The 26,079-nt window shown below is 69.2% G+C and carries 25 protein-coding genes; 20 read left to right on the top strand and 5 right to left on the bottom strand.

What is annotated here, in order from left to right:
• Positions 1-759: 759 nt before the first annotated feature.
• On the top strand, positions 760-1,242 hold the full coding sequence (locus tag AB0H36_RS35390) for a GNAT family N-acetyltransferase (RefSeq protein ID WP_360533993.1): 483 nt from the start codon (positions 760-762) through the stop codon (positions 1,240-1,242).
• Positions 1,243-1,246: 4 nt separating this feature from the next.
• Here the strand turns inward: AB0H36_RS35390 and AB0H36_RS35385 are convergent, their stop codons facing one another.
• The gene (locus AB0H36_RS35385; protein WP_360533990.1) at positions 1,247-2,833 is read right to left on the bottom strand and encodes a GxGYxYP domain-containing protein; all 1,587 of its coding nucleotides are present in this window, start codon (positions 2,831-2,833) and stop codon (positions 1,247-1,249) included.
• 76 nt (positions 2,834-2,909) lie between these two features.
• Positions 2,910-3,509 carry an HAD-IA family hydrolase gene (locus tag AB0H36_RS35380; protein ID WP_360533987.1) on the bottom strand — a complete coding sequence of 200 codons (600 nt, stop codon included), beginning with the start codon at positions 3,507-3,509 and terminating at the stop codon, positions 2,910-2,912.
• Between the two features lie 160 nt (positions 3,510-3,669).
• Here AB0H36_RS35380 and AB0H36_RS35375 point away from each other — a divergent pair, with 160 nt between their 5' ends.
• The 5 genes from AB0H36_RS35375 (at position 3,670) to rpmB (ending at position 9,082) form a co-directional block, all read left to right on the top strand.
• Entirely contained in the window at positions 3,670-4,947 is a 1,278-nt protein-coding gene (locus AB0H36_RS35375) for an extracellular solute-binding protein (RefSeq protein ID WP_360533984.1), read from the top strand.
• Position 4,948: 1 nt separating this feature from the next.
• Entirely contained in the window at positions 4,949-5,941 is a 993-nt protein-coding gene (locus AB0H36_RS35370) for a sugar ABC transporter permease (protein WP_360533981.1), read from the top strand.
• Complete coding sequence (locus tag AB0H36_RS35365) at positions 5,931-6,758, top strand: carbohydrate ABC transporter permease (protein ID WP_360533978.1); 828 nt, start codon at positions 5,931-5,933, stop codon at positions 6,756-6,758. Before AB0H36_RS35370 ends, AB0H36_RS35365 begins: the two co-directional genes overlap by 11 nt.
• Before the next feature lie 24 nt (positions 6,759-6,782).
• Complete coding sequence (locus tag AB0H36_RS35360) at positions 6,783-8,765, top strand: aldo/keto reductase (protein ID WP_360533975.1); 1,983 nt, start codon at positions 6,783-6,785, stop codon at positions 8,763-8,765.
• 95 nt (positions 8,766-8,860) lie between these two features.
• Positions 8,861-9,082 carry a 50S ribosomal protein L28 gene (gene rpmB, locus AB0H36_RS35355; RefSeq protein ID WP_131355194.1) on the top strand — a complete coding sequence of 74 codons (222 nt, stop codon included), beginning with the start codon at positions 8,861-8,863 and terminating at the stop codon, positions 9,080-9,082.
• Positions 9,083-9,138: 56 nt separating this feature from the next.
• Here rpmB and AB0H36_RS35350 read toward each other — a convergent pair whose 3' ends face one another.
• Positions 9,139-10,134: an SAM-dependent methyltransferase gene (locus tag AB0H36_RS35350; protein ID WP_360533972.1), complete on the bottom strand. Its 996-nt coding sequence runs from the start codon at positions 10,132-10,134 to the stop codon at positions 9,139-9,141.
• A gap of 35 nt (positions 10,135-10,169) precedes the next feature.
• Here AB0H36_RS35350 and AB0H36_RS35345 point away from each other — a divergent pair, with 35 nt between their 5' ends.
• The 10 genes from AB0H36_RS35345 (at position 10,170) to smc (ending at position 21,759) form a co-directional block, all read left to right on the top strand.
• Positions 10,170-11,792 (top strand): DAK2 domain-containing protein, encoded by a 1,623-nt coding sequence (locus tag AB0H36_RS35345; protein WP_360533969.1) that lies wholly within the window; start codon positions 10,170-10,172, stop codon positions 11,790-11,792.
• Positions 11,789-14,035, top strand: coding sequence for an ATP-dependent DNA helicase RecG (gene recG, locus AB0H36_RS35340; protein ID WP_360533966.1), 2,247 nt, complete (start codon positions 11,789-11,791; stop codon positions 14,033-14,035). Before AB0H36_RS35345 ends, recG begins: the two co-directional genes overlap by 4 nt.
• Entirely contained in the window at positions 14,032-14,616 is a 585-nt protein-coding gene (rsmD, locus tag AB0H36_RS35335; RefSeq protein ID WP_360533964.1) for a 16S rRNA (guanine(966)-N(2))-methyltransferase RsmD, read from the top strand. The genes recG and rsmD overlap by 4 nt, the downstream gene beginning before the upstream one ends.
• Positions 14,585-15,055 (top strand): pantetheine-phosphate adenylyltransferase, encoded by a 471-nt coding sequence (gene coaD, locus AB0H36_RS35330; RefSeq protein ID WP_360533962.1) that lies wholly within the window; start codon positions 14,585-14,587, stop codon positions 15,053-15,055. The genes rsmD and coaD overlap by 32 nt, the downstream gene beginning before the upstream one ends.
• 130 nt (positions 15,056-15,185) lie before the next feature.
• Complete coding sequence (locus tag AB0H36_RS35325; protein ID WP_360533959.1) at positions 15,186-15,707, top strand: YceD family protein; 522 nt, start codon at positions 15,186-15,188, stop codon at positions 15,705-15,707.
• A 68-nt stretch (positions 15,708-15,775) separates the two neighbouring features.
• Positions 15,776-15,967, top strand: a complete 192-nt coding sequence (gene rpmF, locus AB0H36_RS35320; RefSeq protein ID WP_360533956.1) for a 50S ribosomal protein L32 — start codon at positions 15,776-15,778, stop codon at positions 15,965-15,967.
• 14 nt (positions 15,968-15,981) lie between these two features.
• Positions 15,982-16,710 carry a ribonuclease III gene (gene rnc / locus AB0H36_RS35315; protein ID WP_360533953.1) on the top strand — a complete coding sequence of 243 codons (729 nt, stop codon included), beginning with the start codon at positions 15,982-15,984 and terminating at the stop codon, positions 16,708-16,710.
• Between the two features lies 1 nt (position 16,711).
• On the top strand, positions 16,712-17,566 hold the full coding sequence (gene mutM, locus AB0H36_RS35310; RefSeq protein WP_360533950.1) for a bifunctional DNA-formamidopyrimidine glycosylase/DNA-(apurinic or apyrimidinic site) lyase: 855 nt from the start codon (positions 16,712-16,714) through the stop codon (positions 17,564-17,566).
• A gap of 186 nt (positions 17,567-17,752) precedes the next feature.
• The gene (locus tag AB0H36_RS35305; protein ID WP_233712037.1) at positions 17,753-17,908 is read left to right on the top strand and encodes a hypothetical protein; all 156 of its coding nucleotides are present in this window, start codon (positions 17,753-17,755) and stop codon (positions 17,906-17,908) included.
• Between the two features lie 290 nt (positions 17,909-18,198).
• A complete protein-coding gene (smc, locus tag AB0H36_RS35300; protein ID WP_360533996.1) occupies positions 18,199-21,759 on the top strand; it encodes a chromosome segregation protein SMC in 3,561 nt (1,186 codons plus the stop codon).
• A gap of 11 nt (positions 21,760-21,770) precedes the next feature.
• Here smc and AB0H36_RS35295 read toward each other — a convergent pair whose 3' ends face one another.
• On the bottom strand, positions 21,771-22,628 hold the full coding sequence (locus AB0H36_RS35295) for a hypothetical protein (protein ID WP_360533947.1): 858 nt from the start codon (positions 22,626-22,628) through the stop codon (positions 21,771-21,773).
• A 46-nt stretch (positions 22,629-22,674) separates the two neighbouring features.
• A complete protein-coding gene (locus tag AB0H36_RS35290; protein ID WP_360533944.1) occupies positions 22,675-22,998 on the bottom strand; it encodes a nuclear transport factor 2 family protein in 324 nt (107 codons plus the stop codon).
• Between the two features lie 87 nt (positions 22,999-23,085).
• On the opposite strand from AB0H36_RS35290, the gene AB0H36_RS35285 reads away from it, so the two are divergent.
• The 4 genes from AB0H36_RS35285 to AB0H36_RS35270 are packed head-to-tail and all read left to right on the top strand — an operon-like array spanning position 23,086 to position 25,972.
• The gene (locus tag AB0H36_RS35285; RefSeq protein ID WP_360533941.1) at positions 23,086-23,592 is read left to right on the top strand and encodes a hypothetical protein; all 507 of its coding nucleotides are present in this window, start codon (positions 23,086-23,088) and stop codon (positions 23,590-23,592) included.
• Between the two features lie 46 nt (positions 23,593-23,638).
• Positions 23,639-24,172, top strand: a complete 534-nt coding sequence (locus AB0H36_RS35280) for a sigma-70 family RNA polymerase sigma factor (RefSeq protein ID WP_360533938.1) — start codon at positions 23,639-23,641, stop codon at positions 24,170-24,172.
• Complete coding sequence (locus tag AB0H36_RS35275; RefSeq protein WP_360533935.1) at positions 24,169-24,852, top strand: zf-HC2 domain-containing protein; 684 nt, start codon at positions 24,169-24,171, stop codon at positions 24,850-24,852. The genes AB0H36_RS35280 and AB0H36_RS35275 overlap by 4 nt, the downstream gene beginning before the upstream one ends.
• A gap of 31 nt (positions 24,853-24,883) precedes the next feature.
• Positions 24,884-25,972, top strand: coding sequence for a beta-eliminating lyase-related protein (locus AB0H36_RS35270; protein WP_360533932.1), 1,089 nt, complete (start codon positions 24,884-24,886; stop codon positions 25,970-25,972).
• Positions 25,973-26,079 lie beyond the last annotated feature (107 nt).

Below are 26,079 nucleotides of genomic sequence, written 5' to 3'. Positions count from 1 at the left end.
CAGCGTCGGCAGTGCCGTGCTGGAGGTATGTGAGCCGCCAGTCCGCGCGGGGGCGTGTTGGAGGACCCTGCACCTAGGAAGCCCGTTAGCGCGCCTTGCTCATGCTGGAGAACCTGAACCGCCGGCCGGCAGCGTCGGCAGTGCCGTGCTGGAGGTATGTGAGCCGCCAGTCCGCGCGGGGGCGTGTTGGAGGACCCTGCACCTAGGAAGCCCGTTAGCGCGCCCTGCTCATGCTGGATGAACCTGAACCGCCGGCCGGCAGCGTCGGCAGTGCCGTGCTGGAGGAATCTGAGCCGCCAGTCCGCGCGGGGGCGTGTTGGAGGACCCTGCACCTAGGACGCCCGTCAGCGCGCCCTGCTCATGCTGGATGAACCTGAAGTGCCAGCATTCAGCGCGCGTGGCGACATGCTGGAGGAATCTCAGCCGCCAGCCGCGAGCCGGTACCTGCCAGCCTGCCGGGCGGCACGCTGGAGGGCTCTGCACCACCAGGCCGCTGCTTGGAGCTGTGAGCTCGCAGCGGTTAGAGTCGGATGGCGATGTCGGGTGTCCATCGTGCCCTCCCAACTGTGCGAGGAGGCACGCGCTGCGGCGTTAGGCGAGTTCGCTGCGGCGTTAGGCGAGTTCGGTGGGCCGTAGCATGGGTCGCATGGAGTGCTTTGCTGCTGGGCGTCCTCGCTGCTGAAGAGGACCCGCCGCTGCATCGTCAGCGGGGTCGGGTCCGGCCATGCCCGACTCCCTTCAGCCTGAGAGGCACACTTCATGTCTATTCGTTCGTACGTCAATGCTGACCTCGCTCGGCTCACCGAGCTGACCATCGAGACGTTCCGGCCGTTCTACGAGGATTCCTTCCGACCGCTCGTCGGAGATGCGATCTTCGCCAACCAGCACGGCGACTGGCGCGACGACTACCGCCGGCAGGTCGCCGGGCTCCACGACCCCAGCCAGCACAAGTACGTCGCGGTCGCCGAGCAGGGCGACGTACTCGCCGGCTATGTCGCGTGGAGCGTTGACCCGGCCCGCCGGAACGGCACCGTCACGATCCTCGCAGTCGCGGCCGAACAACGGCGAGGATCAGTCGGCACCGCGTTGTGTGAGCACGCGTTCGACGCGATGCGGGAGCTGGATGCGGAGGTCGTCGAGATCGGCACCGGTGGCGACGACTTCCACGCGCCGGCCAGGGCCCTCTACGAGAGCCTCGGCTGCGTCCAGCTCCCGGTCGCCGTGTACTACCGCGAGCTCTGAACTCCTAGGGCTTCGCGTACGTGCCGACCATCTTCACCAGGGTGTCCGGCGGGATGATCTTCACGTGCGGAGCAAGTCCGTTGACGACTGTCATGACGTGGTCGACGGACTTGCTCCACGCATGCCACAACACGATCGAGTAGCCGGCGGTCGAGCGCGGGTTGCGGGCCGCGGTGTTGAGTTCCGTGGTGACCGAGGCCTCGTCGGCGCCGTCGAGGCCTTCCCAGAGCATGGTTCGCGCCGAGATGACCGGCTTGCCTTCGGACCAGACGACCTTGCCCTTGTGGGTGTCGTAGCGGGAGTACTCGAGGTAGATGAGGCCGTCGATCTGGGGGTGTTTCAGGTACGACGACCAGAGTCGCTTGTCGTGGAAGGAGTCGAAGTCGATGATCTGGACGGCCGACAGGTCCGCACGTTCCATGGACTTCGCCAAGGTGGCTGTGTGCTTGGTCAGCGCAGCGGTGGGGTAACGGCTCGGGTACATGTAGCCGCCGCCGGAGGGGCCTACGACCCAGCGGTCCTTGGCGGATTGGTCGTAGTACCAGCGCATGACCGAGGGTGCGAGGTCGATCAGGGACGGGGAGATTCCCCAGCCGAGGTCGACCTGGCCGCGCAACGGGCTGCCGAACCAGCGTTTGTCGGTGGGGAAGTCGCCGAGCATCCACTGGATGTTGTCGCCGTCGGTGATCAGAAAGGTCACGTAGTGGGCGTTCGGATCCGGTTCGGGGACCCTCCCCCCACCCCCTCCGCCCTGACTCAACCGGTCTTCGCGGATCCCGGACAACACCGACAGGTTCCGGGCATGGTCGGCAGGGATCGCCTTGGCGCCCGCGTCGGAGTTCGGCCCGATGAACTTGTCCTCGCCCTGGGCAGCATCGCCCCAGCCGATCACCGTCGCGTCGTCGTCGAGCGCGCCGACCACCTCGGCCCGGAAGTCCGAGTTGCCGTCGAAGAAGGCGAGCGTCCCCGCCATCGTGACGTAGTCCCGCAGTCGTTCCGCAATGTCTGCTCGCTGCTCGATCGCGACGTCGTGCCGCAACCGGGACCAGTAGTTGTCCAGCACCCAGCGGTCGTCCTTGTCCCGCAAGTCCAGGACCTTGCGCAACCCGTTCTGGATCGCGAGTGCCTCCAAGCTCTCCTCGATAGCCACGGCACCTGTCAGCCCGGCGAGCGTGGTCGCGACGTTGACCGACGGGGTGCCTGTTCGAAAGAGAACATATCCGCCGATGCGCGACCGGGTGACGGTTTTCCACAGGTCGCCGGGGCGCACCTCCACGCCGTACCGGGAGACGAGGTCGTCGAGCCAGAACTGGTAGCCCAGCGAGGGGATGTTCAGGTAGAGCGTCTCGCTGCCGCGCCGGGCCAGCAGCCCCTGCAGCGTGGTCGCGAGCGTGCGCTCGGGCAGGCTCAGGGCCGACTCGTCCAGGACGTTCAGCAGCCGTGGCCGCTGACCTTTGGGGTACGCCGAGACCGTGCCGGCGAAGGCCGGAGGAACGAAGGAAGGTGCGATGGAAGGAGCGAGAGAGCCGAGGCCCACGCCGGCGGTCAGGCCGAGGGCATGGCGGCGGGTGAGACGTCGTCGATCGGACATGCGGTGCCTCCAGGAGCGGCTGGTGACTGTCCTACGTTGTCATCTGCCGGGCGACGATGCCACAACCGTGCAGACATCACAAGAGTTCGTACTGGCGAAGCAGCGCAATCAACGTGTCGACGCCGGACGAGAGGTCGTAAACCTCGGCGTGCAACCCGACGCTCCGGGCGCCCGCCACGTTGCTTTCGTTGTCGTCGATAAACAGCACCGAGGAGGCGGGCACGTCCAGCGTGCCCAGGATGGCCCGGAAGTACGCCGGATCCGGCTTGGCCAGCCCGAGATCGCACGAGTAGAAGGTCTGGTCGAACCACTCGCCGTACCCGCGCTCGTCCTGCATGATCGCGCGCCGGTACGCCTGCTGGTTGGTGGCGAGGTGGCAACCCACCCCCGAAGCGCGCAGCTCGGCGATCAACGACACCACCGCCGGCTCGGCCGCGAACGAGTGCCACGGCTCCAGCGCCTCCTCCAGCGACACCGGCGAGTCCCACCGCCGAAGGACCTCGGCGACCGCGTCCCGGAAGTCGCCCTTCCCGACCAGGCTCGGCTTCTCGGCCGCCATCAGGTCGGCGACGAACGCGGAGCCGTCGGAGGGGACGAACGACGTCAGCCGGGACCACCAGTCGATGGTCGGGCGCTGGATGACGCCGTCGGCGTCGAAGAGCACGGCGGAGATCATGCCGCCATCCTGTCAGGCCCCCGAACCTGGCCGGGTTGGCCGGAGGCGTCAAGGGTGGGCCCTTGACCGGTTCAGCGGTATGCGCTTACCTAGTCGGTGCCTGAACAATTATGGACAACTTCCGGCGGAAATGAACACAGAAAGCGCCAGGTGAAGGCGTATGACAGTGAGCAGAAGGAAGTTCCTGGCGCTGGGCGCCGCCACGACCGCGGCCGGCCTCACCGGCTGCGGGTCCCGAAGTTCGCTCGGCGGGTCCGACGAGCTCAGCATGTGGACCTGGGTCGGCTCGGTGAACGACGACCTGATCGGCCAGGCCGAGAAAGGCATCCCCGGGTACGACGACATGCGCCTGGCGATGACCCGGATCGGCACCAGCTACAAGACCAAGGTGCTCACCTCGCTGGCCGGCAAGTCGCTGGTCCCGGACATCGTCGCGATCAACGACGACGTCGCGACGTACTTCCCGAACGCCGACCAGTTCGTCGACCTCAAGAGCCTCGGCGCCGGCGACCACGAGTCCGACTTCCTCGCCTGGAAGTGGAAGCTCGGCATCACGCCCGAGGGCAAGATGATGGCCTACCCGATGGACACCGGGCCGACCGCGTTGTTCTACCGCACGGACATGCTCCAGAAGGCCGGCATCGACACCGATCCCGCCGCGGTCGCGGAGCTGGCGCCGACCTGGGACGCCTACATCGAGCTGGGCAAGAAGCTGAAGGCCGCGGTGCCGGGCTCGGCGATCACCGACAACATCACCGGCATCTACAGCTACGCGCTGGCGCAGCAGTCCAAGCGCTACATGACCGAGGACGGCCAGTACATCGGCGACCAGGACCACATCCGCGCACAGTTCGACCTCGCGATCCGGGTGGTCAAGGAAGGGCTGTCCGCCAACGCGCAGCAGGACACCACCGACGCCGACGCCGTCGTCACCAACGGCAAGCTCGTCGCCTACAACGCGGCCGTCTGGTGGGCCCAGCTCGGGCCGAAGAACGCCGCGCCCAAGACCAAGGGACTCTGGCGAGTGACGGCAGCTCCTGGTGGGGCCGGCAACCGGGGCGGGTCCTTCCTGGCGATCACGAAGTACTGCAAGAACCCCGAGGCCGCCTTCGCCTTCATCAGCTGGCTGGAGTCGTCCAAGAACCAGGCCCAGGCCTTCCTGGACCCGGTGCTGTTCCCGTCCACGCCGGCCAGCTACACCGACGAGCGGATGACGGCGCCGGACCCGTTCTTCGGCGGTCAGCGGATCGTCGACGTCTTCGGCGCGTCCGCCAAGAAGTACCCGGGCGCCTACTTCAGCCCGTACGACTCGATCATCGGCTCGCCGATCGCCGCCGAACTCGTCAACGTCGAGACCGCCGGCAAGTCGCCCGACCAGGCGTGGGCCGATGCGCAGCGGCAGGTCGAGCGCGAACTCACCCGAGCGGGGGCGATCTGAGATGGCAGTGACCAGCAAGACACTCCCGGCCACGATCAGCACCACCAATGACCCCGGCCAGAAACCACCCGGCAAGTACCGCCAGGCACTGCCGCAGTACGCCGCGATCTCGCCGTTCTTCATCCTGTTCGCGGTGTTCGGCGCCTTCCCGGTGCTGTTCTCGATCTGGATCTCGTTCCACTCCTGGGACGGCATCGGCCAGATGACGTGGGTCGGGCTGGAGCAGTACAACTACCTGCTCGGCGACCCGAAGTTCTGGCAGTCGATCGGCAACACTCTGATCATCTGGGTGCTCTCGACCGTGCCGATGCTGCTGCTGGCGCTGGTGATCGCCAACGCGCTGCACAACGCGACCCGGTTCCGCAGCTTCTACCGGATCGCGTACTTCGTCCCGAACGTCACCTCGATCGTCGCTGTCACGATGGTGTTCGGCTCGATCTTCAGCAACAACTTCGGCCTGCTGAACGCCTTCCTGCAGTCCATCGGGCTGACCAAGATCGAGTGGCTCACCCAGCCGTGGGGGATCAAGATCGCGATCGCCACCATCGTCACCTGGCGCTGGGTCGGCTACAACGCGATCATCTTCCTGGCCGGCCTGCAGGCGATCTCGAACGACGTCTACGAGGCCGCCAAGGTCGACGGCGCCTCACCACGGCAGACGTTCTGGCGGATCACGGTTCCGCTGCTGCGCCCGGTGATCCTGTTCACCGCGGTCACCTCGACCATCGGCGGCCTGCAGATCTTCACCGAGTCCCAGGTGCTGCTGGGTGACACCGGCGGCCCGGGCGGAGCCGGGACGACGATCGTGTCGTACCTGTACGAGAGCGCGTTCCTGGACAACCAGTTCGGGTACGGCGCCGCGATCGGCTGGGCGCTGTTCATCCTGATCGTGCTGTTCAGCATCATCAACTGGCGGCTGATCGGCGGTGGCGAGGACCGGATCGGCCGGCGCGTCGCCCGCCGCAACGCGAAGGAGAACGCCGATGCGAGCTGACCGGACCCGCAACATCGTCAGCCACGTCGTGCTGATGTTCGGCGTCGTGCTGTCGATCTTCCCGTTCTACTGGATGGTCGTGATGGCCTCCAACACCACACCGGACATCTTCAGCTACCCGCCGAAACTCGTGATCGGCTCGCACCTGTTCGAGAACATGGGCAAGGTGCTCGACAACATCGACTTCTTCGGCTCGATGCTGATCACGCTGATCGTCTCGCTGGCGGTCACCGTGCTGGTGCTGTTCTTCGACTCGCTGGCCGCCTTCGCGTTCGCCAAGTACGAGTTCCCCGGCCGCAACTGGCTGTTCGGGTTGCTGCTGGCAACGTTCATGATCCCGGCCCAGCTGTCGCTGGTGCCGCAGTTCGTGACGCTGGCCGAGTTCGGCTGGATCGGGTCGCTGAAGGCGCTCATCATCCCCGGCGCGGCGAACGCGTTCGGCATCTTCTGGATGCGCCAGTACGCCAAGGGCGCCATCCCCGACGAGCTCATCTCGGCCGCCAAGGTCGACGGCGCCGGCTTCTTCCGCCAGTACCTCACCGTCGGCATCCCGGTCCTGCGCCCCGGCCTGGCGTTCCTGGGCATCTTCACCTTCATCAACGTCTGGAACGACTACCTGTGGCCGTTGATCGTGATGACCGACCCGAACAAGCTGCCGCTCCAGGTCGCCCTGCAGCAGCTGAACGGGATCTACGGAACCGACTACTCCATGGTGATGGCGGGTGCTTTGATGAGTGTGATCCCACTCATCGGCGTCTTCATCATCGGTGGACGCCACTTCATCGCCGACATCGCCGCCGGCGCCATGAAGTTCTGACCCCTCAACCGAACGGGACACCTCTTGACTGACACCACCCTCCGCTGGGGAATCATCGGGACCGGGAACATCGCGTCCCGGTTCGCGAGCCAGGTGCCGACGTCGGCGGCCAACACGGTCGTCGCCGTCGGCAGCCGCTCCATCGACTCGGCAGGAGCCTTCGCGGACAAGTACGACATCCAGAACCGGCACGGCTCGTACGACGACCTGCTCGCCGACGAGACCGTGGACGCGGTGTACATCGCCACGCCGCACCCGATGCACCCGGAGTGGGCGATCAAGGCCGCCGAGGCCGGCAAGCACGTGCTGTGCGAGAAGCCGCTGGCGATCAACAAGGCCTGGGCCGAGGCGATGATCGAGGCCGCGGTCGCCAACGACGTCTTCCTGATGGAGGCGTACATGTACCGCTGCCTGCCGCAGACCAAGCTGATCGCCCAGCTGGTCCGCGACGGCGAGCTCGGCACCGTCCACCAGATCCAGGCCACCTTCGCGTTCGCCTCGTCGTACCGGCCGGAGAGCCGGATCTTCGCCGACGAGCTGGCCGGCGGCGGCATCCTCGACGTCGGCGGCTACCCGGTCTCGATGGCCCGGCTGATCGCCGGCGCCGCCACCGGGCAGCCGTTCGCCGACCCGGCCGCGGTGACCGCGGTCGGGCACGTCGGCGAGACCGGCGCCGACGAGTGGTCGGTCGCCACGCTGTTCTTCGAGGGCGGCGTGACCGCCCAGGTGAGCACCGGCGTCCGGCTCCGCGACGCCAACCAGATCCGGATCTACGGCAGCGAGGGCTACCTCGTCGTCGAGGACCCGTGGTTCGGCGGCGACGGCGAGCCGACCCACGTCACCCTGCACAAGGTGGGGGAGGAGCCGCGCGAGATCTCCGCCGACCCCGCCCTCATCTACGCCGCCGAGGCCGAGGCGGTCGCGGCCGCGATCGAGCTCCGGCAGGCGCCCGAGATGAGCTGGGCCGACACGCTCGGCAACCTGACCGTCCAGGACGAGTGGCGCAAGGCGATCGGGCAGCAGTACGCGAGCGAGCGGGACGACGCGATCATCCCGACCGCGACCGGACGGCCGCTCGCCAGACGCGCCGACGCCCCGATGAAGTACGGCCGCGTGCCCGGCCTGGACAAGGACGTGTCCAGGCTCGTCATGGGCGTGGACAACCAGCAGACGCTGACCCACGCCGCGGCGATGTTCGACGACTTCGTCGAGCGCGGCGGTACGACGTTCGACACCGCCTACATCTACGGCGGCGGACGCGGCGAGAAGCTGCTCGGCCAGTGGATCACCTCGCGCGGCAACCGCGACCAGGTCGTTGTCATCGGCAAGGGCGCGCACACCCCGCACTGCGACCCCGAGTCGATCACCCGGCAGTTGCACGAGAGCCTCGAGCGGCTGCAGACCGACCACGTCGACCTCTACCTGATGCACCGCGACAACGAGCAGATCGCGGTCGGCGAGTTCGTCGACGTCCTGGACGAGCACTTCAAGGCCGGCCGGATCAAGGCGTACGGCGGTTCCAACTGGTCCACCGCGCGGTTCGACGAGGCCAACGCGTATGCCGAGGCGAACGGCAAGCAGCCGTTCACCCTGCTGAGCAACCACCTCAGCCTCGCCCGGGCGTACGACGTACCGTGGAAGGGCTGCCGGCACGTCGCCGACGACGAGTCGCAGGCGTGGCTGCGGGACCGGCAGGTCGCGCTGTTCCCGTGGTCCAGCCAGGCCCGCGGGTTCTTCACCGGACGGGCCAAGCCCGAGGACCGCTCGGACGAGGAACTGGTCCGCTGCTTCTACTCCGACGAGAACTTCCAGCGGCTCGACCGCGCCCGCGAGCTCGCCGCCGCCAAGGGCGTTGAGCCGACCGCGATCGCGCTAGCCTGGTTGCTGCACCAGCCGTACCCGGTGTTCCCGCTGATCGGGCCGCGGCACATCAGCGAGACCAGGACCTCGATGCCGGGGTTGTCGGTGGACCTCACCGACGAGGAAGTGGCTTGGCTCACAGCCTGAACCAGCAGCCGAACTACGTCCTGAGCCGAATTGGTCGTGCGCAGACGCCCATGTAACATGGTCTGTCGGTGTCACGACCCTGAACACGGAGAATCATGTCTAAGAAGTGCGATGTCTGCGGCAAGCAGCCGACGTTCGGCAACAACGTTGCCCGCCTGGGTAAGGGCGCGATGATCCGCCGGGTCAAGGCTCGCACGCCCCGGCGGTTCAACCCCAACATCCAGCCGGTCCGGGCGCTCATCAAGGGCACCCCGACCCGCCTGAAGGTCTGCACGTCCTGCATCAAGGCCGGCAAGGTCCAGCGCGTCGTCGGCTGACCCCCAGCTTTCTCCGTTGTAGGGCCTGAACAGGCGCCCGGGATCATCCCGGGCGCCTATTCGTGTCTGGCCACCACCGTGATCTCGTTGCGGTTGTGATGCAGCTGCCGAGCATGCAGTACGGCGTACTCCTGCCGCAGCACGTCCATCCCACGCCTCGCCCCGTCCAGCGGGTTCTTCCCGCCACCCTTCAGCGTGACCACCGCGAGCCCGCCCCGGCGCAGGTGCGCCGCCGCGTCGACCATCATCCGGGCGCTCATCACCTGATCCATCCGCATGTCGTTGACCACGACGTCGAAGCGGACCCGGTTCTCCGCGAAGAACCGCCCGGCCGTCGTCGCCGCATGGTGGATCCGGCGGTCGCCGCGCAGCCGCGGGTCCAGCGCGCCGGGGTCCACCGACCACACCTCCTGCCCGTGCAGCCGCAGAATCCGGGTCCAGCCGCCCGGCGAGGCGCCCAGATCCACCGCCTTCCCGCCGGCCGGCAGCTCCAGCCCGAAGGTGGCGATCGCCTCCTCCAGCTTGAACTCCGAGCGCGATACCCGGTCGTCCGAGCGAGCCAGCCGCATCCGGCCACCCGGCCAGTCCGACAGGCTGTGCTCGAGGCGATTGACGCCCAGCAGAATGCCCCGGCGGCCCGCGAAGCAGGAGATGACCACCTCCTGACCGGATCGGGTGACCGTCACCCCACGGTCCGCGAGCGCGTCGTGCAGCCGGTGGTAGTAGGAGCCGCCGGTGCCCGATCCGTCGGTCCAGGCCTGAACGGCCAGCGCCTTCGGGTAGTCGGGCAGCTCGCCCAGCACCAGGTCGGCGAGCTCGTAGTCGGGCGGCAGCTCCTCGAAGCTCGCGACCTCCGTGGTCAGGTGCCGGACGAAGATGATCCGGCCGGCGTCGCACGCCGCGGCCAGCTCCGCGACCGGCGGTCCGGCGACCCGCCCGAGGTCGCCGCTGACCCGCTCGATCCGCACCTCCCGGCCGAACTCGGCCCGGATCTCCCGCACCGCCCACTCGTAACTGTCAGCGGCAACCGAGAACAAGATCGGGGAGAGCACAGCACATGGTAAGGCGACCGGTTAGCCTTCCGGGCGTGGAGGAACTGAGCGTCGAGGTGTTGCGGGCCTGGGCTCGGACCGCGCTGGCCGAGCTGGGCCGGGCGCGGACCGAGATCGACGAGCTGAACGTGTACCCGGTCCCGGACGGTGACACCGGGACGAACCTCTACCTCACCTGGGAGGCCGCCTGCGACGCGCTGCCCGCCGGTGAGCTGACCTTCGTCGAGGCGGTCCAGGCCTTCGGCCGCGGCGCCCTGCTCGGCGCCCGCGGGAACTCCGGCGTCATCACCTCCCAGCTCGTCCGCGCCTTCGGCCTCCGGCTGGCCGAGAACCTGCCGCGACACCCGGACGCCGACGGGAACGCCGTACTGGCAGATCCGCGGATGATCGAGGCCGTCGCCTTCGCCGACGCGCTGCGGTACGCCGCAGACGCCGCGTACGGCGCGGTCGCACAGCCGGTCGAGGGCACCATGCTCACCGTCGCCCGGGCCGGCGCAAGCGGGGCGATGACGGCTGCCAACGACGGCAAGAGCCTGGCCGACGTCTGCCTGGCCGCGGTCGCCTCCGCCCGGCAGGCGCTCACCAGGACGACCGAACAGCTCGACGTACTGCGGCGTGCGGGCGTCGTGGACGCCGGGGGCGCCGGCCTGGTCGTCATTCTCGGCGCGATGGAGTCGGTGCTGACTGGGCGACACGTGCGGGTCGACGTACCGGCGCGGGTGGAGCCGCAGGGGGAGGGCGCCGAGAGCCAGGACGGGCCGGCGTACGAGGTGATGTATTTGCTGGACGCGCCGGACGACAAGGTCGGCGACTTCCGGCAGCTCCTGGCCGGGCTGGGCGACTCCGTCGTGGTCGTCGGCGGCGACGGGCTGTGGAACGTGCACGTCCACACCGACGACGTGGGCGCCGCGATCGAGCAGGGCATCGACATCGGCCGGCCGCACCGGATCCGGGTCACCCACTTCGCCGACCAGGCCCACCACCACGAGCCGGCCCCGGGCCGCGCGGTGATCGCCGTCGTGGCCGGCGAAGGGTTGGCCGCGCTGTTTACCGAGGCGGGCGCGCACACCATCATGGGCGGCCCGGGCCGGCGCTGCTCGACCGGTGAGCTGCTCCAGGCGATCGAGACGTCGCAGGCGCCCGAGATCGTGCTGCTGCCGAACGACAAGGACTCGATCGCGGTCGCCGAAGCCGCCGCCACCGCGGCCCGGCAGGGCGGGATCCGGGTCGCCGTGATCCCGACCCGGGCGCAGGTCCAGGGGCTGGCGGCGATCGCCGTACACGATCCCGAGCGCAGCTTCGACGACGACGTCGTGCACCAGTCCGCGGCGGCCGGCCAGACCCGGCACGGCGCGGTCACGATCGCGGTGAAGGACGCCTGGACGATGGCCGGGATGTGCCGGACCGGCGACGCGCTGGGCGTCGTCGACGGCGACTTCGCGCTGATCACCGAGGATCTCGAGGACGCCGCGATCGGCGTGGTCGACCGGCTGCTCGGCGGCGGCGGCGAGCTGCTCACGATCGTCACCGGGCGGGACGCCCAGCCCGGACTGGTGGTCGCGGTGGAGCGGCACGTCCGGCGGAACCGCAAAGATGTCGATGTCGTGGTGTACGACGGAGGTCAGGACAGGTACCCGCTGCTGATCGGGGTGGAATGAAGACGGACATGGAGCGGAAGCTCCGCGACTTCCTCGGCGCCAGGACGGCCAAGACCTTCGCGGAGGTGCTCGGCCTGGAGACGGTCGGGGAGCTGCTGCGGCACTACCCGCGCCGCTACCTGAAGAAGGGCGAGCTGACTCCGTTCGACGAGCTCGAGGTCGGCGACCAGGCCACCGTGAACGGCCGGGTCAAGAAGGTCACCGTCCGGTCGCTCGACACCAAGGCCGAGATCCCGCTCACCGACGTCCAGAAGTGGGCCCGGCGCCGGACGCTGACCAAGGTCGTCGTCACCGACGGCCGCCGCGACCTGGAGCTGGCCTTCTTCAACCAGCCATGGCTGGCGACCAAGCTGACACCAGGCACCGCCGCCCTGTTCTGGGGCGAGGTGACGATGTTCCGCGACATCATGCAGCTGAAGAGCCCGGGCACCGAGATCCTCGACGACGAGGACCTGACCGAGGCCGAGATCGAACGCCGGGCCCGGCCGTTCCGGCCGCTCTACCCGGCCACCGCCAAGTTGCCGACTGCAACGATCGAGCGGTCGATCAAGATCGTCCTGGACAGCCTGGACGACGCTGTGGACGACCCGATCCCGGACCTGATCCTGCGCAACGAGAAGCTGCTCGGGCTGCGCGAGGCGCTGCAGAAGGTGCACCTGCCGGACACCGAGAAGGACATCCGCGACGCCCAGCACCGGTTCCGGTTCGAGGAAGCGCTGGTGATGCAGACGATCCTGGCCCAGCGCCGGGCGGTCACCGACGCGCTGAACGCAGTACCGCGGCCGCGGACCGAGGGCGGCATGCTGGACGAGTTCGACCAGCGGCTGCCGTTCACGCTCACCGAGGGGCAGTCCGAGGTGTGCGAGGAGATCTTCGCGGACCTGGCCCGGCCGCACCCGATGCACCGGCTGCTGCAGGGTGAGGTCGGCTCCGGCAAGACCGTGGTCGCGCTGCGGGCGATGCTGTCCGTGGTGGACTCCGGCGGCCAGGCCGTCCTGCTCGCCCCGACCGAGGTCCTCGCCACCCAGCACCACAAGACGCTCACCAAGATGCTCGGCGACCTGGCCGAGGAGGGCATGCTCGGCGGCGCGGAGCGGGCGACGCGGGTCGGCCTGCTGACCGGGTCGCTCGGCGCGGCAGCCCGCCGTACGGCGATGCTCGACGCGGCCAGCGGAGCCGCGGGGATCGTGGTCGGCACGCATGCGCTGCTCGAGGACAAGGTGCAGTTCGCGGACCTCGGGCTCGTGGTCGTGGACGAGCAGCACCGGTTCGGAGTGGAGCAGCGGGCCGCGCTGAGCACCAAGTCGGGCGACAACACCCCGCACGTGCTGGTGATGACCGCGACCCCGATCCCGCGGACCGTGGCGATGACCGTGTTCGGCGACCTCGCCGTGTCGACCCTGACCGAGCTGCCCGCCGGGCGATCGCCGATCCAGTCGTCCGTGGTGCCGGCCAAGGAGAAGCCGGACTGGCTGCAGCGGGCCTGGCAGCGGGTCCGCGAAGAGGTCGGCAAGGGCCACCAGGCGTACGTCGTCTGCCCGCGGATCGGCGACGACGTGAAAAACGCCGCTGACGAGGAGGGCGAGTTCGTCGCCGGTGACGACGATGGCGACGGGCCGAAGAAGCAGGCCCGGCCGCCGATCTCGGTGCTGCAGGTGTCCGAGGCGCTGGCCGAGATCCTGCACGACCTGCGGGTGGAGATCCTGCACGGCCGGCTGCTGGCCGACGAGAAGGACGCGGTGATGTCGCGGTTCGCGGCAGGCGAGGTCGACGTGCTGATCGCGACCACGGTGATCGAGGTCGGCGTCGACGTACCGAACGCCTCGACGATGGTGATCATGGACGCCGACCGGTTCGGCATCTCGCAGCTGCACCAGCTGCGCGGGCGGGTCGGCCGGGGCCGGGTGCCGGGGCTGTGCCTGCTGGTGACCGACCAGTGGGCCGGATCGAAGTCGTACGGGCGCCTGGACGCCGTCGCGTCCACGACCGACGGGTTCGAGCTGTCCCGGATCGACCTCGAGACCCGGCGCGAGGGCGACGTACTGGGCGTCGCGCAGTCCGGGCGGCGGAGCAGCCTGAAGCTGCTCAGCGTGCTGCGGGACGAGGACGTCATCTTCGCCGCGCGGCACGTGGCCAACTCGATCGTCTCGGTGGACGCGGAGCTGGCCGAGTACCCGGCGCTCAGGTCGTTCGTCCGGAGCGCGCTGGAGTCGGAGACGACTGAGTACCTGGAGAAGACGTGACGCGGATTGTCGGGGGAGCGGCCCGCGGGCGGCGGATCGCCGTGCCTCCGGGGACGGGGACGCGGCCGACCGCGGACCGGGTCCGGGAGGCGCTGTTCTCGTCGCTGGAGTCGGAGTTCGGCAGCTTCGACGGGCTCGCGGTGCTCGACCTGTACGCGGGGTCCGGGGCGATCGGGCTCGAGGCACTGTCCCGGGGAGCCGCGCGGGTCGTCCTGGTCGAGTCGGACCGGCGGGCCGCCGAGGTGATCACGGCGAACGTCCGCGTCGTCGGCCTGCCCGGGGCAACCGTGCTCACGCGTCCGGTCGAGAAAGTCGCGGCAGGTGGGGCCCAGGGACCCTTCGATCTCGTCTACGCCGACCCGCCGTACCAGCTGGAGACGGCCGAGGTGCAGGACGTGCTGACCTCGCTGGCCGAGGGCGGCTGGCTGGCCGAGGACGCGGTGGTCGTGGTCGAGCGCGGGAAGCGCGAGCCGTGGGAATGGCCGGACGGGTTCGCCGCGCTGCGGGACCGCAAGTACGGCGAGGCCCGGCTTTGGTACGGTCACCGCCATGAGCACGGCGGTCTTTCCGGGGACATTTGACCCGCCCACCAACGGGCATCTCGACATCATCGCCCGGGCGTCGGCCGCGTTCGGCGAGGTGATCGTGGCCGCCGGGGTGAACCAGTCGAAGAACCGGCTGTTCAGCCCGGAGGAACGGCTGGAGATGCTCACCGAGCTGACCGCGCCGTTCGGCAACGTCCGGGTCGGCAGCTTCGAGGGCCTGCTGGTCGACTACTGCCGGGCCGAGGGCGCCGGCGTGATCGTCAAGGGCCTGCGTTCGGCCGCGGACTACGACTACGAGCTGCAGATGGCGCAGCTGAACCACGCCATGACCGGAGTGGACACCGCTTTCCTGCCGACCCGGTCGGAGAACGCGTTCATCTCCTCGAGTTGGGTCAAGGAGATCGCCAGGCTGGGTGGTGACGTCGTCGCCTTCGTGCCGCCGTCCGTTCACGCTCGGTTACTGAAGAAACTCTAAAATCACCCCGAATTGGGCGACGGGCCGCGGAGTTGGTAATGTTGACCACCGGTCTCGACGAGACCGAGATCTTGCCTGCCCACGCCTTGAAAGGGATGTCCTGAGCGTCTTGGACCCGCGGTCCCCACTCGTGATCGACACGCACGAGCTGACACGCCGCGCCGGGTCCCAGCGCGAAGTCACCTTCACGGCACCGGCGCCGGCAGATCTCGGAATCGACGTGATCGGCGTCCCCGAAGGCGATCCGATCCAGTTCGATCTACGGCTGGAGTCGGTTGTCGAAGGGGTGCTCGTCACCGGAACGGCCCGCGGTCGTCTGGTCGGGGAGTGCGCGCGGTGCCTGGTCGATATCGAGGACGAGTTCCTCGCTGACGTCCAGGAGCTGTACGTCTACCCGGAGAGCGAAGCCGAACCGGACGAGGCCAGCCGGATGGAGGGCGATCTGATCGACCTCGAGCCGGTGCTGAGGGACCAGGTGGTGCTCGCGCTGCCCTTCCAGCCCTTGTGTACGGACGACTGTCCGGGACTGTGCCCCGACTGCGGGGTGCGCCTGGCGGACGAGCCCGGCCACAAGCACGAGGAGGCGGTCGACCCGCGCTGGGCCGCGCTCAGCGGCCTGCTCCAGCAGGACGAACGACCGCAGGACAACTAGATACCGATCATCACGTCAGCCAGCCGGCCGGGTCCACCAGCCCCCGGCCGAACCGAGGAGTCATAACCGTGGCCGTTCCGAAGCGGAAGATGTCGCGCAGCAACACCCGCAGCCGCCGGGCCCAGTGGAAGACCACTGCCCCGTCGCTGGTCACCTGCGTGAACCCCGCCTGCCGCGCGAAGCACCTGCCGCACACCGTTTGCCCGACCTGCGGCCAGTACGGCGCCAAGGGCGAGCGTCGCCAGGTCGTCGAGAGCTAAACGGCACCAACCCAGTGAACTCTGCCAACGAAACGGGGCTCTACGCCGAGCTGAACCAGCGGCTCGGCGTATCGCTGGCTGACAACTTACTGGAGCACGCCTTCACCCACCGCTCGTACGCGTACGAGAACGGCGGGCTGCCGACGAACGAGCGACTGGAGTTCCTGGGGGACTCCGTCCTCGGCGTCATCGTCACGGAGTCGTTGTTCCGCAACCATCCGGACCTGTCCGAGGGCCGGCTGGCCAAGCTGCGTGCCGCCGTGGTCAACATGCGCGCGCTGGCCGGGGTCGCCCGTGAGCTCAAGCTGGGCAAGTACCTGCGGCTCGGCCGGGGCGAGGAAGCGACCGGCGGGCGGGACAAGTCGTCGATCCTGGCGGACTGCGTCGAGGCGCTGATCGGCGCCGTCTACCTGGACCGCGGGTTCGAGACCGCCGGCCAGGTCGTGCACAAGCTGTTCGACGACCTGATGGAGTCCTCGGCCCGGCTCGGCGCCGGCCTGGACTGGAAGACCTCGCTGCAGGAGCTGGTCGCCCAGCTCGGCGTCGGCGTCCCGGAGTACGTGATCGCCGAGTCCGGCCCGGACCACGCCAAGACGTTCGAGGCGCGGGTCCGGATCGGCTCCGACACCTACGGCCACGGCATCGGCCGGAGCAAGAAGGAAGCCGAGCAGCAGGCCGCCGAGACCGCCTGGAAGGCGCTGCGCGCCGCGCACCCCGACAGCACGGACCCCTCGCAAGCCTGAGGTGCCCGAGCTTCCGGAGGTAGAGGTCGTTCGCCGCGGGCTGGCGCAGTTCACCACCGGCCGGACCATCGACGCCGTCGAGGTCCTGCACCCCCGCCCGGTACGGCGTCATGCCGCCGGGCCGGACGACTTCGTGGCCCGGCTCAAGGGCCAGGTGTTCGCCGAGCCGGCCCGCCGCGGCAAGTACCTGTGGCTGCCGCTGGAGTCCGGGGACGCGGTGCTCACCCACCTCGGAATGAGCGGCCAGTTCCGGGTCCAGCCGGTCGGCGCGCCGGACGAGCCGCACCTGCGGGTCCGGTTCCGGTTCGCCGACGACGGCGGAGAGGTCCGGTTTGTGGACCAGCGGATGTTCGGTGGTCTGTCGTACTCCGACGGTGGCGCTGAGTTACCCCCCGAGATCGCCCACATCGCCCGGGACCCGTTCGATCCTCTGTTCGACCTGGACGCCGCGGGGGCCGCGATCCGGCGCCGCAGGACCGGCCTGAAACGGGCGCTGCTGGATCAGAACGTGGTCAGCGGGATCGGCAACATCTACGCCGACGAAGCGTTGTGGCGCGCCAAGTTGCACTACGCGCGCGCCACCGAAACGCTGAAACCCGTTCAGGCAAAGGAGATTCTCCGGCACGCGCACGAGGTGATGGCCGCGGCGCTCGACGTCGGCGGGACCAGCTTCGACGCCCTGTACGTCAACGTGAACGGAGAGTCCGGCTACTTCGAACGCGGCCTGAACGTCTACGGGCAAGAGGGTTCGCCGTGCCCGCGCGACGGCCGGCCGATCCGGCGCGAGCCGTTCATGAACCGTTCGTCGTACCGCTGCCCGAAGTGCCAGCCGGTCCCGCGGCACGTCCGCTGGTAGAGAGGTATCGTTAAAGAGTGTGGGCCTAGGTTGACCGTCGGGCCCACCGGTGTCACCCTGAAAGACGGCACACATTATTTGTTTCGGCGCTCCGTGGACCAGGGGCGCTCACAGGCCAGAACCCTTCCGGAGGACAGCACAATGGCCAAGGCTCTTCTAGGGCACCTTGGAGGCACTGACCCGCGCATGCTGGAGCAGGTTCGACTGCTCAACCGGCGTGTCGCCGATCTGGAGGCGCACGTGATGCGCCTGCAGGCAGAGAACGACCACCTCGTCGCACAGGTCCACGAAGGCCGACTGCTCACTGTCGACGAGGCTCTGCGCGCCCCCGCTTCGGTCTGAGGACCCGAGCCGCAGACACAGAGTTCCATCTCTACCGTCCGCACAACCACGGCGGTGGCCCCCGTCCGGGCCTCCGCCGCCTTTTTTGCCTGAAGTACACCGTATGTTCATGGAATGTTGAGCGCCCACGCCATTGCCGGCCATTCTGTCGGTCGGCCTCCACCGGTTCGCGAGAATGTCTTTGTAGACTGCGAAGCGGAACTACTTCCCCCGGGTAGCGGCAGCGTCACGAGCAGTTACGACGGTTCCCCAGGTATCGTCTGTCCTTTCACGGGTTGGAGAGCTTCGCTTTGTACCTGAAGAGCATGACGCTCCGAGGCTTCAAGTCGTTCGCGTCGGCCACGACGATGAACTTCGAACCGGGCATCACCTGCATCGTCGGCCCGAACGGCTCCGGCAAGTCCAACGTCGTCGACGCCCTCGCCTGGGTGATGGGCGAGCAGGGCGCGAAGTCGCTGCGCGGCGGCAAGATGGAGGACGTCATCTTCGCCGGCACCTCCGGCCGCGCCCCGCTGGGCCGCGCCGAGGTGGTGCTGACCATCGACAACACCGACGGCGCGCTGCCGATCGAGTACGCCGAGGTGACGATCAGCCGGACGATGTTCCGCAACGGCGGGTCCGACTACCAGATCAACGGCCAGAGCTGCCGGCTGCTCGACGTCCAGGAACTGCTCAGCGACTCCGGTATCGGCCGCGAGATGCACGTCATCGTCGGCCAGGGCCAGCTCGACTCGATCCTGCGCGCCACGCCGGAGGGCCGGCGCGGGTTCGTCGAGGAGGCGGCCGGGGTCCTGAAGCACCGCAAGCGCAAGGAGAAGGCGATCCGGAAGCTGGAGGCCACCGAGGGCAACCTGCACCGGCTCGGGGACCTGATCACCGAGATCCGCCGCCAGCTCAAGCCGCTCGGGCGCCAGGCGGAGGTGGCGCGCCGCGCGGTGACGATCCAGGCGGAGGTCCGCGACGGCCGGGCCCGGCTGCTCGCCGACGACATCGTCCAGGCGCAGTCCGCGCTGGAGGCCGAGCTCAAGGACGAGGCACGGCTGACCGAGCGCCGGACCGAGACCGAGGCCCGGCTGCGAGAGGCCCGGGAGCTCGAGGCCGAGCTGGAGGACGCGCTGCGCGAGGACGCGCCGGCCCTGCAGGCGGCCCAGGACACCTGGTACCAGCTGTCCGGCTTCAGCGAGAAGATCAAAGGTACGGCGCGGATCGCCGCGGACCGGATCCGGTCGCTGAACGACGAGGCCGAGGAGCCGCGCGCCGGGCGGGACCCCGACGAGCTCGAGCTGGAGGCGGCGCGGGTCCGCGAGACCGAGGCGCAGATCGAGGCCGAGGTCGAGGCGCACTCGGAGCTGCTCGCCGAGGCGGTCGAGCGCCGCCAGCAGCTGGAGTCGCAGGAGGCCGAGGAGGAGCGCCGGATCGCGGCGCTGATCCGGGCCGCGGCGGACCGCCGCGAGGGTCTGGCCCGGCTGACCGGTCAGGTGAACGCGCTGAAGAGCCGCGCCTCGGCGGCCGAGTCCGAGATCGGCCGGCTCGCCAGCAACATGCGGGAGGCGGAGGCCCGGGCGGCCAAGGCCCAGCACGACTTCACCGCGCTCGAGACCCAGGTGGCCGGCCTCGACGCCGGCGAGCGGGGTCTCGACGAGGAGTACGAGGCAGCCCAGGCGGTTCTCGACGAGATGGACGAGCGGCTCGCCAAGGTGCGTGCCGAGGAGCGCGACGCCGAGCGCGAGCGCACGGGCCTGGCAGCGCGCAAGGAAGCCCTCGAGCTCGGTCTGAACCGCAAGGACGGCGCCGGCGCCCTGCTGGCCGCCTCCGAGCAGATCAACGGACTCATGGGCTCGGTGGCGGCGCTGCTGAGCGTGCGCACCGGCTACGAGACGGCGATCGCGGCTGCCCTCGGCGAGGCCGCAGACGCCGTCGCAGTCACCCACACCGACGCTGCACTCGAGGCGGTCGGCCACCTGAAGCAGCACGATCTCGGCCGCGCCGGGATGCTGCTGGGCGACGCGCCAACCGACGACTACACGTCCTGGCCTCAGCTGCCGTACGGAGCGTCGTACGCCGTTGATGTCGTGGACTGCCCGGACGGCCTGCGGCCCGCGCTGCGGCGACTGCTGCGGAAGGTGGCCGTGGTCGACGACGTACCGGCGGCTCAGTCGCTGGTCCGGCACCTGCCCGACGTCACCTGCACCACCCGCGCGGGCGACGTACTGGGAGCGCACTTCGCGTACGGCGGTTCGGACGCGGCGCCCAGCCTGATCGAGGTGCAGTCCGCGGTCGACGAGGCCGCGGAGAAGCTGACCGAGGCGACGGCGCGCAGCGAGCGGCTGCGGTTCGAACTGCAGGCTCTCGAGGACGAGCGGACGCGGCAGAAGGACACCGTCGAGATCACGCTGGCCCGGCTGCACGAGTCGGACGCGGCGATGGCCGCAGTGGCCGAGCAGCTCGCGCACTTCGGATCGCTGGCCAAGGCGTCCCGCGGCGAGGCGCAGCGGATGGCCGAGGCGATCGCGGCGGCCGAGGAGGAGCGCGATCGGAACCTGTCCGGCCTGGCCGAGCTGGAGGAGCGCCTCACCGACGCCGAGCAGTTCGACGAGGACGGCGACGAGCCGGACACCAGCGAGCGCGACCGCCTGGCCGACGCGGCCAAGGCGGGACGGGCGGCCGAGATGGAGGCGCGGCTGGCGCTGCGGACCACCGAGGAGCGTGCGCGGGCGCTGGCCGGCCGTGCGGACTCGCTGGAGCGCGCAGCGCGGCAGGAGCGCGAGGCTCGGGCGCGGGCGGTCGCACGGGCTGCACGCAGGGCCAGGCAGGCGGAGGCGGCCCAGGCTGTGCACCTGGCTGCCGGTCACGTGCTGGCTCGACTGGAGTCGTCCCTGCAGATGGCCGCGTCGGAGCGAGCCGCGATCCAGGCCCAGCGAGCGGACCGTGAGCAGGCGCTGGCGCAGGCCCGGTCCGCGACGCGGAACCTGAGCTCCGAGCTGGAGCAGCTGACCAACACCGTGCACCGGGACGCGCTGGCGCGGGCCGAGCAGAAGATGCGGCTGGAGGCGCTGTACGAGAAGGCGCTGGGCGAGCTCGGCATCGAGGTCGACGCGCTGGTCGCGGAGTACGGCCCGGACCACCTGGTGCCGCCGCTGCCGAAGGACGGCGAGGAAAACACCCTCGAGCTCGAGGGCGAGCCGTTCAACCGGACCAAGGTGGAGAAGCGGCTCAAGCAGGCCGAGCGGGCACTGAACCAGCTCGGGCGGATCAACCCGCTCGCGCTGGAGGAGTTCGAGGCGATGGAGGAGCGGCACCGCTTCCTGTCCGAGCAGCTCGACGACCTGAAGAAGTCCCGGCGCGACCTGATGGACATCGTCAAGGAGGTCGACGAGCGGGTCGAGCAGGTCTTCACCGAGGCCTACCGGGACGTCGAGGTCGCCTTCCAGCACGTGTTCAGCCGGCTGTTCCCCGGCGGTGAGGGCCGGCTGGTGCTCACCGACCCGGATGACATGCTTGCCACCGGCATCGATGTCGAGGCGCGCCCGCCGGGCAAGAAGGTGAAGCGGCTGTCGCTGCTGTCCGGTGGTGAGCGGTCGCTGGTCGCGGTCGCCTTCCTGGTCGCGCTGTTCAAGGCCCGGCCGTCGCCGTTCTACATCCTCGACGAGGTCGAGGCGGCGCTGGACGACACCAACCTCGGCCGGTTGCTGGAGATCTACGAGGAGCTGCGGGAGAACAGCCAGCTGCTCGTCATCACCCACCAGAAGCGCACCATGGAGGTCGCCGACGCGCTGTACGGCGTGACCATGCGCGGAGACGGTGTGTCGTCGGTGATCTCCCAGCGCATCCGCGAGCCCGAGCGGGTCTAGCTATCAGCCGTTCACCAGTTGTTGTCGCCGCCACCGCTGGCGTCGAAGCCGCTGCCACCGGACGGGCCGGAGTCGAAGAACCCGTCGTTGTCGCCAGGACCGTAGTCGTAGAGCCCGTAGTAGTACTTCGTGTCCCGGGCCGCACGGTCCGTCGCGGCGGCGTCGAAGGCCGCTAGACCACGCCGGAACGGGCCGAGCCGGAACATCCCGGTGGCGCTCCACCAGCTCACCGGCTCGTCGTCGTCAACGGGGAGGCCGGCTGCGAGCTGCTCCCAGCGATGGTGCAACCCCAGCATGAGCGCCCAGGGCAGCAGGCGGATCAGCTCGGCCTGCCGGATCTCGCCGGGCTCGAGCGTGGCGACGTACCGCCGGAAGCCGAGCACCTGGTCCACCATTGCGTGGCCGGCCGGCGTGAGGATGCCCCAGCCGAGCAGCCGGGTCCGGCGCAGGAGCCTCCCGGCGCGGCCCGGGACCGGCGTCCGGTAGTACCAGTCGGCCTCGCTGACCCGCGCCTCGACCGCCCGCCCCAGCTTGTCGTGCGCACCAAGCATCCGGACGTTGTCCTTCCGGCCGCGGCGCAACATCCGGCTGTCGCCCGGCTTGAGCAGCGGGAACATGCCTTTGAGCAGCACCCGGTGATGCTCCTCGACGGCCGCGCCCGGATCCACCAGGACCACGGTCTGCGCCGAGTGCTCGACCGGTCCCTCGTCGATCCGTACGGCGCCGAGCTGAGCGAGCTCGAGGATCGTGCCGCCGGTGGCTGCCGGGCCGACCTCGCCGAAGACGAGCAGGGCTGCCTCCGCGACCGACAGGTCCGGTGGGGTCGCGCGCTTCGGTAGCCGCCGGTAGCGGCGCGCTGACAACCTCATGGGACCGAGAATAGGTCCAGACCGGATCTGTCGAACGTTTGACCGGTCAGGCGGTGATCGTCATCGAGGCGATCAGGTCGCCCCGGACGTCGAAGGTGAAGTGCGACGGGCCGTTGAAGCCGTCGCCGCCGACCTGGGTGACGATCGTCAGCGGGTTGCCCGGGGTGGACACCTGGGTGCCGGTGAAGGTGGCGCGCTTGCCGATCAGCTCGTTCTCGCTCCAGGAGCGGATCCGGTCCGGGCCACGGAACTGCCGGCCCCAGTCGTCGACGTAGCCGTCGGTGGCGAACGCCGCGACGAAGGCGTCGTTGTCCTGCTCGTCGATCGCGGTAAGGGCGCGCTGCACCGCGGCCGGGATCTCTTGGCTCATGGGCCCGACGATAGCGCCCGCGTTTGAACCGGTCCGGGACCGCGGACGTGTGGGGGGTGTCGATCACCGACTTCGAGGGGAACCATCATGAAGCGTCTGGGCAGTGTCGTCGCTGCGCTCGGTCTCGGCCTGGCCGGGCTCACCGCCTGCGGCGACGAGAGTGACACGCCGGCGAGCGGGCCGGCCGCCAGCGAGGCGAGCAGCGCGACGAAACTGGCCACCGCGGAGGTCGGCGATCTCGGCAAGGTCGTTGTCGACGGCAATGGACGGACCGTGTACGTGTTCGACAAGGACACCTCCGGCAAGTCCAACTGCGAGGGCGACTGCCTGGCCAAGTGGCCGGTGGTACCCGCCGGTGAGGGCACCCCGCAGCTCGAGGGCATCGCCGCCTCCCTGGTCGGCACGGTCACCCGAAGCGACGGCAGCAAGCAGCTGTCGATCGATGGACTGCCGATCTACCTGTTCGCCAGTGACACCAAGTCCGGTGAGGCCAAGGGCCAGGCGGTCGGCGGTGTCTGGTGGGTCGTGGGCCCGGACGGCAAGAAGATCACCAAGCAGCCGTCCTCCGACAGCGGCAATGGTTACGGCTACTGATGTCGTCCCGGTGTGGTCGCCCACTGTTCCCGGTATCGTGCGGACGGTGGGTGACAACCGCGGTCCGGAGACCGGCGAGGCGCTGGTCCGTTCCTTGTACGCCGAACACGGCCGCAGCCTGCTCGCGTACGCGACCCGGCTCACCGGTGACCGTGCTGCCGCGGAGGACGTCGTTCAGGAGACGCTGCTGCGGGCGTGGAAGCATGCAGACGACCTGACCGCAGGCACGGGGTCCGTGCGTGGCTGGCTGCTCACCGTGGCCCGCAACATCGTCACCGACCGGGCCCGGGCGCGGGCGGTCCGGCCGACCGAGGTGGGGGACGTCGAGGACCGGCCGCCGGTCGAGGCGGACCACTCCGAGTCGGTGGTGAACACCATGGTGGTGCTGGACGCGCTGGACCGGGTGTCACCGGAGCATCGTGAGGTGTTGGTGCAGCTGTACTACCGCGGCCGGTCGGTGGCCGAGGCGGCGAAGGAGCTGGGCGTGCCGCCCGGTACCGTGAAATCGAGATCGTATTACGCCCTCCGAGCACTGCGCGCGGTGATGGCGCCCGGACAAGGAGCGGAGGTGGCCCGATGACCGAGCACGACCGCTCGCAGCTAGGCGCCTACGCCCTTGGCGCCCTGGAACCCGATGAGGCTCGCGAGATCGACCAGCACCTGGCGACCTGTGCGGAGTGCCGCACGGAGCTGGCCGAGTTGGAGGAGATGAAGGAGTTCCTCGGCGAGGTGCCGCCCGAGGCGTTCCTGGAGGGTCCACCGCCGGACGGCGACCTGCTGCTGCAGCGCACCCTGCGCGAGGTGCGGACTGCTGAGGCGGCGGCTCCGCCTGCTGCCAAGCGGCGCTCGCCCTGGCTGCTGGTCGCTGCTGCGGTTGTCGTAGTGGCCGGCGCGCTCGGTGGCGGTGTGCTGATCGGCAGGCAGAGTGCCGGCCAGGCCGATCAGCCAGTGGCCGGGTCGAAGCACGTGACGGCGACCGACAGCACCACAGGCACGAGGATGGCGACCACAGTGGAGCCACGCGCCGGGTGGAGCTGGATTCAGGTACAGGTCACCGGTCTGAAGGCGGGAGCCGAGTGCGAGATGGTCGTGATTGACAAGGCCGGCAAGACTTGGGTGGCGGGCACATGGCTGATCTCCGAGAAGGCGGCACGCGAAGGCAGCCGGTTCGGCGGCGGTGTGCTGGTGCCGATCGACCAGGTGAAGTCGGTGGAGGTCAGGACGCTGCAGGGCCAGCATGTGGTGACCACCACCATCTGACTCGCTTGCAGTCGCACGAGAGGATGGAGGTGTGGCTACCTCCGACGACCTCCGGGCCCGCCGTAAGGCAGCGGCCGATAACTGCAACCGTTGGCTGTCCGTGCGTTGGTTGCCGACCGCGGACAGCCTGCGGCGTCTGGCGGACGTTGCCGGCGAGGAGAAGGCCGACATGTACGGCGACGGCGGTCACGTCGCCGCACTGGAGCAGGAGGTGGCCGAGCTGCTCGGCAAACCGGCGGCTGTGTTCATGCCAACCGGGATCATGGCCCAGCAGAGCGTCCTTCGGGTGTACGCCGACCGCGCCGGGACCAGTCGGGTCGCCGTACACGGGCAGTCGCACCTCCTGCAGCACGAGCTGAACGCGTTGGAGGAAGTGCACGGTCTGCGGATCGAACGGCTCACCTACGAGCCGCGGCAGCCCCGGCCGGACGAGCTGGCCGCAATCCCTGGCAAGCTGGCCGCAGTGACACTGGAGCTGCCGTTGCGCGAGGCCGGGTTCGTTCTGCCGACGTGGGACGAGCTGGTGGTGTTCGCCGAGTCCTGTACGGAGCGCGGCGTACCGCTGCATCTCGATGGCGCTCGCTTGTGGGAGAGCACGCCGTACCTGGAGCACAGCCTGGCCGAGGTGGCTGCGCTGGCCTCGAGCGTCTACGTGTCCTTCTACAAGGTGTTGGGCGGGCTGAGTGGTGCTGCGCTCGCCGGGCCGGAGGACGTGATCGCCGAGGTACGGCGTTGGCAGCGCCGACTGGGTGGCAACCTCTTCACGCTGTTCCCGTACGCCGTGTCCGCGCGCGAGGGACTCAGGACGGTGCTGCCGCAGATGGGGGAGTTGTACGAACGGTCCGTCGAGCTCTCGATGGCCTTGCAGAGCGAGGGTTTCCGCGTGTTCCCCGACCCGCCGCACACCAACTCGTTCCGGATCTACGCGCCGCGTCCGGCCGAGGCGATCGACCGGGCGGCGATCGCGCGGATGGAGCGGACCCGCGAGGCGATCTGCTTCACCTGGCACCCGGCCGACGTGCCGGGCTGGTCGTGGGTGGAGCTGGTGGTGACTCCGAACACGTTGGGCTGGGAGATCGACGAAGTGGCCAAGGCGTACGGGGAACTTCTGGAACAATGAGCGCGTAGGAAGCTCAGTGAGGCAAGGCGTGGGGATACGGGGAGAGAAGTGCTGACATTCGTTGTCACGATGGTTGTTCTGCTGGTCCTGTCCGGACTGGTGCTGCT

The organism is Kribbella sp. NPDC050820 (assembly GCF_040653975.1).
Taxonomy (GTDB): Bacteria; Actinomycetota; Actinomycetes; order Propionibacteriales; family Kribbellaceae; genus Kribbella.
The sequence above is the reverse complement of the archived record's forward strand: the minus strand, read 5'-3'. Positions and strand labels throughout refer to the sequence as shown.

Excerpts from the sequence above, each read along its gene's own strand:
- AB0H36_RS35390 (WP_360533993.1), top strand. The coding sequence starts at position 760 with ATGTCTATTCGTTCGTACGTCAATGCTGACCTCGCTCGGCTCACCGAG.
- AB0H36_RS35385 (WP_360533990.1), bottom strand. The coding sequence starts at position 2,833 with ATGTCCGATCGACGACGTCTCACCCGCCGCCATGCCCTCGGCCTGACC.
- AB0H36_RS35380 (WP_360533987.1), bottom strand. The coding sequence starts at position 3,509 with ATGATCTCCGCCGTGCTCTTCGACGCCGACGGCGTCATCCAGCGCCCG.
- AB0H36_RS35375 (WP_360533984.1), top strand. The coding sequence starts at position 3,670 with ATGACAGTGAGCAGAAGGAAGTTCCTGGCGCTGGGCGCCGCCACGACC.
- AB0H36_RS35370 (WP_360533981.1), top strand. The coding sequence starts at position 4,949 with ATGGCAGTGACCAGCAAGACACTCCCGGCCACGATCAGCACCACCAAT.
- AB0H36_RS35365 (WP_360533978.1), top strand. The coding sequence starts at position 5,931 with ATGCGAGCTGACCGGACCCGCAACATCGTCAGCCACGTCGTGCTGATG.
- rpmB (WP_131355194.1), top strand. The coding sequence starts at position 8,861 with ATGTCTAAGAAGTGCGATGTCTGCGGCAAGCAGCCGACGTTCGGCAAC.
- recG (WP_360533966.1), top strand. The coding sequence starts at position 11,789 with ATGAAGACGGACATGGAGCGGAAGCTCCGCGACTTCCTCGGCGCCAGG.
- coaD (WP_360533962.1), top strand. The coding sequence starts at position 14,585 with ATGAGCACGGCGGTCTTTCCGGGGACATTTGACCCGCCCACCAACGGG.
- AB0H36_RS35305 (WP_233712037.1), top strand. The coding sequence starts at position 17,753 with ATGCTGGAGCAGGTTCGACTGCTCAACCGGCGTGTCGCCGATCTGGAG.
- AB0H36_RS35295 (WP_360533947.1), bottom strand. The coding sequence starts at position 22,628 with ATGAGGTTGTCAGCGCGCCGCTACCGGCGGCTACCGAAGCGCGCGACC.
- AB0H36_RS35290 (WP_360533944.1), bottom strand. The coding sequence starts at position 22,998 with ATGAGCCAAGAGATCCCGGCCGCGGTGCAGCGCGCCCTTACCGCGATC.
- AB0H36_RS35285 (WP_360533941.1), top strand. The coding sequence starts at position 23,086 with ATGAAGCGTCTGGGCAGTGTCGTCGCTGCGCTCGGTCTCGGCCTGGCC.
- AB0H36_RS35275 (WP_360533935.1), top strand. The coding sequence starts at position 24,169 with ATGACCGAGCACGACCGCTCGCAGCTAGGCGCCTACGCCCTTGGCGCC.